This is a genomic window from Agromyces cavernae (assembly GCF_021044935.1).
GTDB classification, from domain to species: domain Bacteria; phylum Actinomycetota; class Actinomycetes; order Actinomycetales; family Microbacteriaceae; genus Agromyces; species Agromyces cavernae.
In genome coordinates this window covers 265442-277659 of record NZ_JAJNMP010000004.1, presented here as the reverse complement: position 1 = coordinate 277659, position 12218 = coordinate 265442, and the positions used below count along the sequence as shown (strand labels likewise).

Genomic DNA, 12218 nt, shown 5'->3' with positions numbered 1-12218 from the left:
TCCGTGAGGACACCATGAGAAGTACCACCATGAACCGGGCTGCCATCGCTGGGACCGCCGTCGCTGCGGCATCCGTGCTGCTGCTCACCGGCTGCGGCACGACCGAAGCCCCGGCCGCCGCAGGCGACGACGCCGCAGCCATCTCGATCGTCGACGACCGCGGCGAGACGATCGAGCTCGGCGCCCCCGCCGAGCAGGTGGTCGCGCTCGAGTGGAACACGGCCGAGAACCTCGTGACGCTCGGCGTCATGCCGGTCGGCGTCGCCGATGTCGAGGGCTACAGCGCCTGGGTGAAGTCCGAGTCGCTCGACGACGGCGTCACCGATGTCGGCATGCGCGGCGAGCCGTCGGTCGACGCGATCGCCGGCCTCGCGCCCGACCTCGTGGTCACCACGACCGACCTGCCCGAAACGGTGATCGCGCAGATCGAGGAGTTCGCACCCGTGCTCGTCGTGCGCGGCGCCGATGCGTCGAACCCGATCGGCCAGATGGAGTCGAACCTCGAGCGCATCGCCACGGCGACGGGCACCGATGACGAGGCCGACGCCGTGCTGGCCGAGTTCGACGCCAAGGTCGCCGAAGGCAAGGCCGCGCTCGAAGAGGCCGGGCTCGCCGGCACCGCGTTCATGATGAGCGACTCATGGGCCAGCGGCGGGCAGGTCTCGATCCGTCCGTTCACCGAGGGCGCGCTGCTCACCGCCGTCACCGAGGAGCTCGGCCTCGAGAACGCGTGGACCGGCGAAGGCGACGCCGACTACGGCCTCGGGTCGACCGATGTCGAGGGTCTCACGAGCGTCGGCGATGTCGAGTTCCTGTACATCACCAACGGAGCGGCCGACGCGTACGCCGTCGACCTCGCCGACAATGCCGTGTGGACCTCGCTGCCGTTCGTGAAGAGCGGCAACGTGCACCGACTGCCCGACGGCATCTGGATGTTCGGCGGCCCCTCGTCGATGAACGACTACATCGATGCGGTCGTCGACACGCTCGCAGTCTGAGCCGGTGACGGCGCCGGGCGGGGCGACACGTCCCCGCTTCGGCGCCGTCCTGCTCATCGGGCTCGGACTGGTCGCCGCGACGCTGCTCGCCGGGGTGCATGTCACCCAGGGCTCGGCGGACGTGGGACTTGCCGAACTGCTCGGTCTCGCGACCGGCGCCTCCGACGACCAGGCGGCCGCCGTGCTCGTCGCATCGCGCATGCCGCGTCTGCTCGCCGGCGTGCTCGTGGGCGTCGCCCTCGGAGTCGCCGGGCTCGTCATGCAGTCGGTCTCGCGCAACCTGCTCGCCTCACCCGACACGCTCGCGGTGAATGCGGGCTCATACCTCGCGGTGGTCGGCGTCGCCGCATTCGGCGTGGTGCTGCCGGCGCTGGGCGGCGGCTTCGTCGCCTTCATCGGCGGCCTCGCCGCGGCCGGACTCGTGCTCGCACTGTCGGCAGGGGGTCGCGGCGGCGGCACGGTGCGCCTCGTGCTCGCGGGGTCGGCGATCGCGCTCGCGCTGCAGGCGATCACCATCATGCTGCTGCTGCTCCACCCCGAGGCCACGACCGGCCTCTACGCGTGGAACCAGGGCACCCTCGCGCAGACCGGCCTCGGGCCCGTTTCGCAGCTCGCGCCCGTCGTGCTCGTCGCCGTCGCGGTGCTGCTCGTGTTCTCCCGCCAGTTCGACCTCGTGGCACTCGGCGACGACACCGCGACCGTGCTCGGCGTGCGAGTGCGGCGCACCCGGCTCGTCGGCATCGTCGTCGCCGTGCTGCTCTCGGCGGCCGCGGTCACGGTCGCCGGCCCGATCGGCTTCGTCGGCCTCGCCGCGCCGGCGATCGTGCGGCTCATCGCCGTGCGCGTACCGGGCATGCAGCGGCACGTGCTGATGATCCCCGCCGCGGCGGTCATGGGCGTCATCGTCGTCCTCGGCGCCGACGTGCTCCTGCGCCTCGCATTCGGGCAGGCCGCCGTCGAGGTGCCGACGGGCGTGGTGACGACCGTCTTCGGCGCCGTGTTCCTCATCGCGCTCGCGTTGCGGGCGAGGGCGTCGTCCGAGACATCCGCCGGGTTCGTGATCGGCGCGGGCCTCTCGGCCCGCGGTCGGTTCCTCGTCATGGCCGGATCGGCCGTGCTCCTCGTCGTGCTCGCCTTCGTCTCGCTGCTGCTCGGCGACGCGAAGCTGCTCGGCGGAGACGTGCTCAACTGGGTGACCGGCCAGGCCGGGCCGCTCGTCGAGTTCGTCATGAACACGCGTGCTCCGCGCGTCGCCGCCGCCGTGCTCGCGGGTGCCGCGCTCGCCCTCGCGGGAACCGTCGTGCAGGCCGTGTCGCGAAATCCGCTCGCGGAACCCGCGATCCTCGGGGTCACCGGCGGGGCGGGTGTCGGTGCCGTGCTGGTCATCACGTTCTGGCCGCTCGCCACCTTCCTCGGCATCGCCACCGGCGGCATCGTCGGCGCCGCGATCGCCGCGGTGATCGTGTTCGGGCTCGCCCTGCGCGGGGGCCTGGCGTCGACCCGACTCATCCTGATCGGCCTCGGGGTCTCGGCCGCCGCCGGGGCGATCACCTCGATGCTGATCATCGCGACCGACCCGTACAACGCGGCGAAGGCGCTCACCTGGCTCTCGGGTTCGACATACGGGCGCACGTTCCCCCAGCTCATTCCGCTGCTGGTCGTGCTGCTCGCCGCCCTGCCGCTGCTCGCCGGCGCCCGTCGAGAGCTCGACCTGCTCGCGTTCGACGACGACACCCCACGGGTACTCGGAATCCGGCTCGGGCGGGCGCGGCTCGGCCTGCTCGCATCAGCGGTGGCGCTCACCGCCACGGCCGTCTCGGCCGTCGGCGTGATCGGCTTCGTGGGGCTCGTCGCGCCGCACGCGGCCCGCGCCCTCGTGGGGGCGCGCCATGCCCTCGTGCTGCCGCTCGCGGCGCTGCTCGGTGCGTTGCTCGTCACCGTCGCCGACGCCCTCGGCCGCACCGTGATCGCGCCCGGGCAGCTGCCGGCCGGCCTGCTCACGGCCGTCGTCGGCGCCCCCTACTTCGTGTGGCTGCTGTGGCGCTCGCGCCGCACCGCCTGACCTTCACCCACCGACTCGACAAAGGAGCCTGCACATGGCCAAGCCCGGATACCGCGTCTTCGACACCCACGTCGGTGCGATCGAGCGGATGTCGCCGCATTTCGTGCGGGTGACCTTTCGCGGCGACGACCTGCGCGAGGTCGGCTGGGACGGACCCGACCAGCGCATCAAGGTGATCCTGCCGCTCGAGTCGACCGGCTTCGCCGACGTGCCGAGCGGGGGAGACTGGTTCACCGCCTGGCGGGCGCTTCCCGACGAACGCCGCAACCCGATCCGCACCTACACGATCCGCGACGCTCGGCCCGAGCTCGGCGAGCTCGACGTCGACTTCGTCGCGCACGGCGACGGTGGGCCGGCGTCGCGGTGGATCGGGACGGCCGCGATCGGCGCTCGGATGCTCCTCGTCGCGCCCGACGCGACGAGCGACGAGCCCTCGGGCGGCTGGGAGTGGAACCCCGGCGCGGCCCGCACCGTGCTCATCGCGGGCGACGAGACCGCGGTGCCGGCCGTCTCGGCCATCCTCGAACAGCTGCCGGCCGATGCCCGGGGCGTGGCATTCCTCGAGGTGCCCGAGGCGCGCGATGCGCTCGACGTGCGGGCACCCGAGGGGGTCGACGTGCGCTGGCTCCCGCGGGACAGCTCGTCCGACAAGACCGACGAGTACGGCGCACGTCTCGTCGAGGCGGTGCGGGCGTGGGCCGACGAGTGGGCCGCTGCCGACGCATCCGGTGCTGGTGCGACGTCGTCGGCCGGGCTTGCCTCCGAACCGCCCGCCGCCTCGAACGAGCTCCCGGCGATCGACGACGAGGAGATCCTCTGGGAGGTGCCCGAGCCGCGCGACGACGCCGCCTTCTACGCGTGGCTCGCGGGCGAGGCATCCGCCATCACGACGCTGCGCCGCCATCTCGTCAAGGAACTCGGCGTCGACCGTCGGCGCGTCGCCTTCATGGGGTATTGGAAGCTCGGCCGCGCCGAGGGGTAGGCAGGTAGCCTCCGGCCTCGAGCCCGGCCTCGATCTCGAACCGGTTCTTCAGCGGGTTGCGCCCGGCGAAGAAGTACAGCAGCGGGAAGAGCATGCCGTACTTCTGCCACTGCGCCTTGTGCACCGTCTCGTGCTCGAGCACGCGCTCGCGGGTGTTGGAGCCGGTGAGGTAGCACGCCCCGACGCACGAGCCGCCGCGGCCGTACGTCCACTTCGGCATGCCGGTGAAGACGATGAGCCCGTGCCGGCGTTCGATGGGCCCGGTGCTCCAGAGGAAGCCCCAGGTGAAGCCGACGAGGGTCGCCCACCAGTATCCGGCGCGACTGATGGGGGAGTCGGTCAGGCGGATGCGCACGGTGCGGGTCTGGCGCCGCCCGACGCCACGTCGAACACCCTGCCGGTCGCTCACGCGGCGACCTCGCCGTCGCCCGCCGCCGCGCCCGGGTCATCCGACGCCCGATCGTCGTGCGGTTCGCCCGACGCGACCTGCGTCGCCGGCGATCCGGGCCGGCCGAGCGCCTCGAGCAGGCGCAACCACGTTTCGCTCACGGTCGGGAAGGCGGGCACGGCATGCCAGAGCCGGTCGACCGGCACCTCGCCGACGATCGCGATCGTGGCGGCCTGCAGCAGTTCGGCGACGTCCTGACCCACGAACGTCGCCCCGATCACGGTACCGGCATGCGCGTCGACGACGAGCCGGGCCCGGCCCTCGTAGTCGTCGGCGAGGATCCCGGCGCCGCTCACCCGGCCGATCTCGACATCGGCGACGCGCAGGGTGCGTCCGGCGCGCTCGGCGGCCTCGACGGTGAACCCGACCGAGACGCACTCGGGCTCGGCGAAGACGACCTCGGGAACGGCGGAGTGATCGGCGGTCGCGACGTGCGCGCCCCACGGCGCCGTGTCGACGGGGCGGCCGAGCGCACGTGCGGCGATGAGATCGCCCGTCGCACGCGCCTGGTACTTGCCCTGGTGGGTGAGCAGGGCGCGGTGGTTCACGTCGCCGACCGCGTACAGCCAGGGCCGATCGGAGTTGCCGGCCGCGCCGGTCGCGAGCATCGTGTCGTCGACGTCGATCCACGCGCCGGGTTCGAGGCCGACGGACTCGACTCCGAGCGTCGTCGTACGGGGGCGTCGGCCGGTGGCCACGAGCACCTCGTCGGCGACCACCGTCGACCCGTCGTCGAGGTCGACGACCACCTCGTCCGCATCGTTGCGGCCGACACGCGTCACCGAGGCGCCGAGGCGAACGGATGCCCCGAGCCCCCGCAGCCCCGCGAGCACGGCGTCACCGGCGAAGGACTCCATGTTGCGCAGCAGGCTGCTGCGGGCGAGCACGGTGACCTCGGTTCCGAAACCCGCGAATGCGGTCGCCATCTCGACGGCGACGACACCGCCGCCGATGATCGCGAGACGCCCAGGCGGATGCTGCACGCTCGTCGCATCGCGACTCGTCCAGTGCCGCGCGCCGGCGAGGCCCGGGATCTGCGGGATCACGGGGTCGGAGCCGGGCGAGACCGCCACCGCATGCCGAGCGACGAGGGTGAGCGGCGCATCGCCATCGCGCTCGACGATGACGCGGCGCTCGCCGTCGAGTCGCCCGTGTCCTCGCTCGAGCACGACTCCGACGCTCTCGAGCCAGCCGACATCGCCGGCGTCGCTCCAGTCGGAGACCCAGTAGTCGCGTCGCTTCAGCACCGCCTCGACGTCGAGCCTGCCCGTGACCGCCTCGGCGGAGCCCGCGACCCGCGTCGCCGCCCGCAACGCGGCAGCGCTGCGCAGCATTGTCTTCGACGGCACGCACGCCCAGAACGAGCATTCGCCGCCGACGAGCTCGTGCTCCACGAGCACCACCTCGAGCCCGGCGGCACGCGCGCGGTCGGCGACGTTCTCTCCGACCGGTCCGCCGCCGACGACGACCACATCGACCTCGCGCTCCATCGCCACTCCCGCCTTCGGCCGCGTCGCGGCCGTCGCGTCCCAGCCTATGCAGTCGGCAGGGGCCGGGCACGGGTCGTTCGTGCCCGGTTCCGGCGGCTGATCGCGCAGCGGATCGACCCCCCGAACCGGGGATTGGGAGATCGCGCGGACCGGACGAACATGGAAGTCAAGGCGGGAGGGGGTCCCGCCGAGCAGTCGGCAGGCGAGCATCATGAGTGTCACTCGACGTCAGGTTCTCCGGTACGGAGCGGTCGGCGCGGCGGGCGCCGCGGCAACGGTGCTCGGCGGCGCGGCACTGGCATCGGCGTTCTCATCTCGCAGCGATCTCGCCGTCGTGAACCATCACGAGGCGCTGGCGGCATCGGTGAGCCAGGTGGCTCCCGAGCTGATCCCGCGACGCTATGCGCGCACCCTGCCCACCCTGCCGCGACTGGTCCCGTTCGCACACGGGATCGACAGCGAGGGGCCGTTCGAGAAGTACCAGGTGCGTGCGCAGGCCTTCAACACGAGAATCCTCGGCGGCGGATTGCTGACTCCCCAGATCGGGTACGACGGGATCGCCCCCGGACCCACCATCGAAGTCGATCGAGGCACGCGTGTCGAGCTCACCGTGCGCAACCACCTTCCGGCGACGCACCCGACGTTCGGGCACACGATGGAGCTCGCGACCCACCTGCACGGCTCGGCCTCGCTGCCGCAGTTCGACGGCTATGCGGCCGACGTGACCGTGCCGGGCATGATGAAGACGTTCCACTACCCCGACCACCAGACCGCGCGCACGATCTGGTACCACGACCACACGCAGCACGTCACCGCCCAGAACGTCTACTCGGGGCTCAATGCGCACTACCACATCCACGACGAGGAGGAGCGCGACCTCCTGCCGCAGGGCGAGTTCGACGTGACGCTCACGGTCGACGACGCCCAGTTCGCCGCCGACGGGCGGCTGATGTTCGACAACCGCGAGGACTCGGGCGTCTGGGGCGATGTCATCATCATGAACGGGGCACCGTGGCCCGTGATGCGGGTCGAGCCGCGCATCTACCGGTTCCGCCTGCTCAACGTCTGCGTCTCGCGTTCGTTCCGCTTCCGGCTGAGCAACGGCATGCCCGTCACCTTCGTCGCGACCGACGGCGGACTCATGCCGCGCTCGCGGCAGGCGCTCTCGTGGCGGCACGCGCCCGCCGAGCGGTACGAGTTCCTCATCGACTTCCGCGGGTTCGCCGGCCGGCGCATCGAGCTGCTCAACAGCTCGAACGACAACAACCGCGACTTCGACTTCACCGACAAGGTGATGGCGTTCGACGTCCTTCCCGTGCCGCCCACGACGACGAAGCCCGACGGCTCGCCCGACCCCACGTGGAACACCATCCCGGGCGACCTCGCGACCGGCAACGCCGTGATGGCGCTGGATCCGGCCGACGCCGTCAGGGAGCGGCGGTTCCGGGTGAAGCGCGACGACGCCACGAACGTCTGGACCCTCGGCGAGCTGTCGTGGTACGACATCGTCGACAGCGGCTACCAGCGGGTCATGGCTGACCCGGGACTCGGCGACACCGAGATCTGGGAGTTCGAGGGCGGTGACGGCTGGTTCCACCCGGTGCACGTCCACCTCGTCGACTTCAAGGTGCTCACCCGCAACGGCGCTCCCGTGTTCGACTACGAGCAGGGGCCGAAGGACACGGTGTACCTCGGCGAGAACGAGACGGTGCGCCTCCTCATGAACTTCGGCCCTCACAGCGGGCGGTACATGGTGCACTGCCACAACCTGTCGCACGAGGACCACGCCATGATGACGCAGTACTCGGTGGGCCTGCGGCCCGGCGACCCCGACCCGAACGACCCCATCAACGCGGCGAGGCCCGTGCCGGATGCGGATCCGTCGCTGGCCTGAACTCATCGTCGCCGGAGTGGTCGCCGGGCTCGCGGTCGCGATGCCTGCGCCGGGAACGGAACGGGTTCGCGTCGCGTCCGACAGCATGGCGCCGACGGTGCTCGACGGCGACTGGGTCACGGTCGGCGCCGTCGGGGCGCGGGGCGTGCAACGGCGCGACCTCGTGATGCTCGCGTCGCCCGACGACGGCAAGCTGCTGCTCAAGCGGGTCGTCGCGATCGGCGGTGACGAGGTCGGCATCGAGGACGGAGTGCTCGTGGTGAACCGCGCCGAGGTCGACGAACCCTTCGTCGACTATGCGAGGGTCAACGGCGAGTACTTCGGTCCGGTGCGGGTGGCGGCAGGGCATGTCTTCGTGCTCGGCGACAACCGCGGCAGTTCCGTGGACTCGCGCGCGTTCGGCGCCGTTCCGCTCGCGGCGGTCGCGGGCACGGTCGTGGGCGTCGACGTCGTGCGGACGATCCCCGACCAAGCGCCTCGAAGCGTGGTCGACGCGGGCGAGCCCGGCGATCTGGGACTCATCCCCGGCCTGCTCGGGCGGGACACGCGCTGACCGACGCGGCGTCAGGCTGCGCCGGCGGCGGCAGCACCCGAGGTCAGCGCGGCGACCAGTCGCAGGATCGTCGGCAGGTCGTCGGATGCCGCTTCCGGGGAGCTCGGCGCGAATCCCGCGATCGACGCCCCAGCCAACGGGAAGCGCGCGGCGACCGCTCGAACGAGGGCGGCGAGCTCGGGCGCGCCGATGCCGAACGGCATGGGGTACGACAGCCCCGCGATCGCCGACGGGTCGAGCACATCGAGGTCGATGTGCACGAACACCCGGCCGGCGCCCGTCGCCTCGAGTGCTTCGACGACCGCGGCGGGCTCGGCGAGGTCTTCGACCGTGAGCAGGGTCACGCCGTGCTCGTCGATGAAGCGGCGCTCCTCGTCGTCGATCGCGCGCACGCCCCCGAGCACGAGCCTTCCGGGCGCGACGCGCGTCGATTCGTCGAGGGCGAGACCCTCTGGGCCGTCTCCGAGGATCGCGCGAAGGGCCATGCCGCCGAATCCGCCCGACGGCGAGGATTCGGGCGTGTTCAGGTCGGGGTGCGCATCGAGCCAGAGCACGGCGAGGTCGCCCGCCGATCGTGCCTGCGCGTGCGCGGCGCCGGCGACGGCCGCCCCGCAGTCGCCGGCGATGGTGATCGCCCAGTCGGGCACCCGGAGGAGCGCAGCATCGGACAGCTCGCGGACGCGTCGGATCGTCGAGTAGCGCTGCACCCCCGTGCCGAGCGATTCACCGGCTTCGGCGGGGACCTCGACGACGATGGTGGTCGATGCGGGCAGGTCGCCCTGGATGGCGGTGGCACCGTCGGCGTGGCTCATCGCGCGAGCGGACACCGAACCCTGCCACTGCGGCACGACGACGAAGGTTGCTGGCATGCGTCCCAGTATTCCGCTCCGTAGCTCCGTGCGCACGGCGGATGTCGCAGGCTCCGCCGAAGGCGAACGGCCGTGCCGCGCGTCGTGGACACGCGGCACGGCCGTTGCGACCGGTGTCGGACTCAGCCCGAGATCGCGCTCTGCGAGCCGCCCGCCTTCAGCGCGGCGAGCCGGGCGTCGACCTCGGTCAGCTCGCCGAGGTCGTCGAGCTCGTTGAACTGGGCGTCGAGGCTCGACGCGGCGAGCTCGGCCTGGCCGCGCACGACGGCCTCCTCGCGGCGGATCTTCTCCTCGAAGCGGCCGATGTCGCTCGTCGGGTCGAGGATGTCGATCGACTTGACCGCGTCCTGCACCTGCTTCTGCGCCTGGGCGGTCTTCGCCCGCGCGACGAGCTCGGAGCGCTTGTTCTGCAGCTGGACGAGCTTCTCCTTCATGCCGTTGAGGCCGGCCTTCAGCTTGTCGACGACCTCGGTCTGCGCGGCGATCTGCGGCTCGGCCGCCTTCGCCTCGTTCTCGGCGGAGATCTGGCGGCTGAGCGCCACCTTCGCGAGATTGTCGAACTTGTCGCCGCCCGAGGCGTCGCCCGCCGTGCGCAGCTCGTCGCCCTTGCGGCTCGCCGCGATCGCCTTCTCGCCCCACTCCCGGGCGGCGTCGACGTCTTCGCGGTGGTCGTCTTCGAGCAGGCGCAGGTTGCCGATGGTCTCGGCGATCGCGGCCTCGGCGTCGGCGATGGAGTTGGTGTAGTCGCGAACCATCTGGTCCAGCATGAGCTGGGGATCTTCGGCCTGGTCGATGAGCGCGTTGATGTTGGCCCGCACGAGTTGCGAGATCCGGCCGAAGATGGACTGCTTGGACATGGTGTTCCTTTCGTGGTGAGAACAGAGGTCGGTCGAGGTTCGGTCAGGAGTCGTGGCGGGTCAGAAACGACCTCCGCTTCCGCGGCGGGAGCGCGTGCCCGATCCGCCGAAACTGCCGGGGGAGCGACGACCGCCGCCCCCGAAACCTCCGCTGCCGCCGAAGCCGCCGCCTCCGCCGCCGAAACCGCCGCCTCCGCCTCCACCGCCGAGGACCGAGTTGATGAGGATGCCGCCGAGCACCGCGCCGAAGATGTCGCCGCCTCCGCCGCCTCCGGTGCCTCCGCCGCTCCCGCCGAAGCCGCCGCCCATGCCGCCGCCGAAGCCGCCGACGTCCTGTTGCGCGAGCGACATCGCCGAGCGTGCGAGCTGGTCGGCCCGCTGTGCGGTCGAGAGTGCACCGGCCGGGTCGGTCGCGGCGACCGCCTCGGCCTGCACGAGCAGCCGGCCCGCCTCGGCGAGTCGCGTGCGTGCCTCGGCCCCGACGGCACCGCGGCGGGCGACGAGGTAGTCCTCGGTCGCGTGAACCTGCGCGCGCGCGGCGGCGAGGCTGCGGTCGAGCTGGGACCGTGCGCGCGCAGCCTGCTCGGCGGCGTCGCGCGCGCCCTGGATGGCGGCGTCGATCTCGGCGTCGACCTGTTCGAGCCGTGCCTGCAGCGCGAGCGGGTCGCGCCCCGGCCGGCCGATCGACGAACGGATGTCGGATGCCTCGGCCGCGACACGATCGGCGAGCGCAGTCGTGGCCTCGGTGTTCAGCGAGCGCGCCGCCTGCACGTCGCGGTCGAGTTCGGCGACGCCCGCGGTGACGGCCTGGTCGGCTGCCGCGAGATCTGCTGCGAGGCGCTCGACGGCGACCGACAGGAGCTTCGCCTGGTCGACCGCCTCTTCGGCGGCGCGGATCGAGACGGCGGCCGGTCCTCCCTGGCCGGCGTCGACCGCGGTCTTCGCCGCGGCGAGCGACTCGCGAGCGAACCGCATGCGCACCTGCGCCTGCTCGGGGTTGTCGGCGACGGGGGCGAGCGCGCTCTCGCCGTACTGCGACTTGAGGGCGTTCAGCCGTTGCACTGCGGGCGCGATCTCGCGCTCGGCGCCCACGGCGGCCGTTTCGACCCGCGCGAGCGCTTCGGGTGCGTTGCGTTCGAGGTCGCGCAGGGCGTCGAATCGTTCGGCCTGCTCGTCGAGCAGGGCGTCGGCCTCGCCGGTGAGCTGGATGATGCCGCCGTACCAGGCGCGTCGTTCGTCGTCGGTGTCGGGCTCGGCGTCGTCGAGGCGCTGCTGCAGCGCGAACGCCTCGGCGACCTTCGCCTTCGCCGACTCGAGAGCGGCACGGAACTCGGCGGTGGCCTCGTCGCCGTACGAGGCGACCGCGAAGCCCAGCTCTTCGGCACTCGTCTTCATCGCGTCGTCGGCCTGTACGAGTGCGCTCCCGGCTCGGCGGCGCAGGTCGTCGATCGACGGCAGGGGAACTCCGCCGGGTCCGGCCTCGACCTGGCCGCGCTTCTTCTTGCGGCGGGCCAGCACGATGGCCACGACGATGATGACCGCGGCGGCGATGACGAGGAACCAGATGAAGCCCGCGCCGATGCCGCCGCCCCCGGTGTCGCCGGCGATCGCCTCGGCACCCGCGGTCGCGGCGCCCGCCCAGTCCTCATCACGGAGCCGCGGTTCGATGACCTCGAGGCTGATGCGATCGAGTTCGGCATCGGAGAGGGACGCGTCGCTCGCTGCCGACAGGTAGTAGGCCCGGCCGTCGACGGCGACCGCGAGCAGGTAGTCCTCGCTGCCCATGTTGTTGTCGATCGCGGTGCGGACGGCCCATTCGTCGGCAGCCTCGGGGTTCGTGAACGTGTCGACGTAGGCGACGAACAGCTGGCGCCCGCTGCGCTGCGCCGACTCGTCGAGCGCCGCGACGACGTCGTCGGCCTGGTCGCCGAGGACGCCCGCGGAGTCGACGACGGGGGATGATCCGAACGTCACGGGGTCTTCAGCCCACGCCGTGCCGGCCGCGCCGGCGACCACCATGCCCGCCACGATCGCCAGAATCACGGATCCCTTGCGTAGCAAGCGC

Annotated in this window: 10 protein-coding genes; 5 read left to right on the top strand and 5 right to left on the bottom strand. The window is 72.0% G+C overall.

What is annotated here, in order from left to right:
- Positions 1–29: 29 nt before the first annotated feature.
- From LQ757_RS16935 to LQ757_RS16925, 3 genes are read left to right on the top strand one after another with little or no spacing between them, the layout of a single operon-like run.
- Entirely contained in the window at positions 30–998 is a 969-nt protein-coding gene (locus LQ757_RS16935) for an ABC transporter substrate-binding protein (RefSeq protein WP_231048443.1), read from the top strand.
- Positions 970–3060, top strand: a complete 2091-nt coding sequence (locus tag LQ757_RS16930) for an iron ABC transporter permease (RefSeq protein ID WP_231048442.1) — start codon at positions 970–972, stop codon at positions 3058–3060. The genes LQ757_RS16935 and LQ757_RS16930 overlap by 29 nt, the downstream gene beginning before the upstream one ends.
- Positions 3061–3094: 34 nt before the next feature.
- The gene (locus LQ757_RS16925; protein ID WP_231048441.1) at positions 3095–4042 is read left to right on the top strand and encodes a siderophore-interacting protein; all 948 of its coding nucleotides are present in this window, start codon (positions 3095–3097) and stop codon (positions 4040–4042) included.
- Here the strand turns inward: LQ757_RS16925 and LQ757_RS16920 are convergent.
- Positions 4005–4451 carry a Fe-S oxidoreductase gene (locus LQ757_RS16920; protein ID WP_372459669.1) on the bottom strand — a complete coding sequence of 149 codons (447 nt, stop codon included), beginning with the start codon at positions 4449–4451 and terminating at the stop codon, positions 4005–4007. The two genes, LQ757_RS16925 and LQ757_RS16920, sit on opposite strands and share 38 nt — an antisense overlap.
- On the bottom strand, positions 4448–5980 hold the full coding sequence (locus LQ757_RS16915) for a dihydrolipoyl dehydrogenase family protein (protein WP_231048440.1): 1533 nt from the start codon (positions 5978–5980) through the stop codon (positions 4448–4450). The genes LQ757_RS16920 and LQ757_RS16915 overlap by 4 nt, the downstream gene beginning before the upstream one ends.
- A gap of 211 nt (positions 5981–6191) precedes the next feature.
- Between LQ757_RS16915 and LQ757_RS16910 the strand changes: the two genes are divergently transcribed.
- Both LQ757_RS16910 and lepB read left to right on the top strand, forming a co-directional pair.
- Positions 6192–7874: a multicopper oxidase family protein gene (locus LQ757_RS16910; RefSeq protein WP_231048439.1), complete on the top strand. Its 1683-nt coding sequence runs from the start codon at positions 6192–6194 to the stop codon at positions 7872–7874.
- Positions 7852–8427: a signal peptidase I gene (lepB, locus tag LQ757_RS16905; RefSeq protein WP_231048438.1), complete on the top strand. Its 576-nt coding sequence runs from the start codon at positions 7852–7854 to the stop codon at positions 8425–8427. The genes LQ757_RS16910 and lepB overlap by 23 nt, the downstream gene beginning before the upstream one ends.
- An 11-nt stretch (positions 8428–8438) precedes the next feature.
- Here lepB and LQ757_RS16900 read toward each other — a convergent pair whose 3' ends face one another.
- The 3 genes from LQ757_RS16900 to LQ757_RS16890 form a co-directional block, all read right to left on the bottom strand.
- Complete coding sequence (locus tag LQ757_RS16900; protein ID WP_231048437.1) at positions 8439–9296, bottom strand: arginase family protein; 858 nt, start codon at positions 9294–9296, stop codon at positions 8439–8441.
- 122 nt (positions 9297–9418) lie between these two features.
- Positions 9419–10153 (bottom strand): PspA/IM30 family protein, encoded by a 735-nt coding sequence (locus tag LQ757_RS16895; RefSeq protein WP_231048436.1) that lies wholly within the window; start codon positions 10151–10153, stop codon positions 9419–9421.
- Between the two features lie 60 nt (positions 10154–10213).
- Complete coding sequence (locus LQ757_RS16890; protein WP_231048435.1) at positions 10214–12196, bottom strand: TPM domain-containing protein; 1983 nt, start codon at positions 12194–12196, stop codon at positions 10214–10216.
- Between the last annotated feature and the right edge of the window lie 22 nt (positions 12197–12218).

Excerpts from the sequence above, each read along its gene's own strand:
- lepB (WP_231048438.1), top strand. The coding sequence starts at position 7,852 with ATGCGGATCCGTCGCTGGCCTGAACTCATCGTCGCCGGAGTGGTCGCC.
- LQ757_RS16895 (WP_231048436.1), bottom strand. The coding sequence starts at position 10,153 with ATGTCCAAGCAGTCCATCTTCGGCCGGATCTCGCAACTCGTGCGGGCC.
- LQ757_RS16900 (WP_231048437.1), bottom strand. The coding sequence starts at position 9,296 with ATGCCAGCAACCTTCGTCGTCGTGCCGCAGTGGCAGGGTTCGGTGTCC.
- LQ757_RS16915 (WP_231048440.1), bottom strand. The coding sequence starts at position 5,980 with ATGGAGCGCGAGGTCGATGTGGTCGTCGTCGGCGGCGGACCGGTCGGA.
- LQ757_RS16910 (WP_231048439.1), top strand. The coding sequence starts at position 6,192 with ATGAGTGTCACTCGACGTCAGGTTCTCCGGTACGGAGCGGTCGGCGCG.
- LQ757_RS16935 (WP_231048443.1), top strand. The coding sequence starts at position 30 with ATGAACCGGGCTGCCATCGCTGGGACCGCCGTCGCTGCGGCATCCGTG.
- LQ757_RS16925 (WP_231048441.1), top strand. The coding sequence starts at position 3,095 with ATGGCCAAGCCCGGATACCGCGTCTTCGACACCCACGTCGGTGCGATC.
- LQ757_RS16930 (WP_231048442.1), top strand. The coding sequence starts at position 970 with ATGCGGTCGTCGACACGCTCGCAGTCTGAGCCGGTGACGGCGCCGGGC.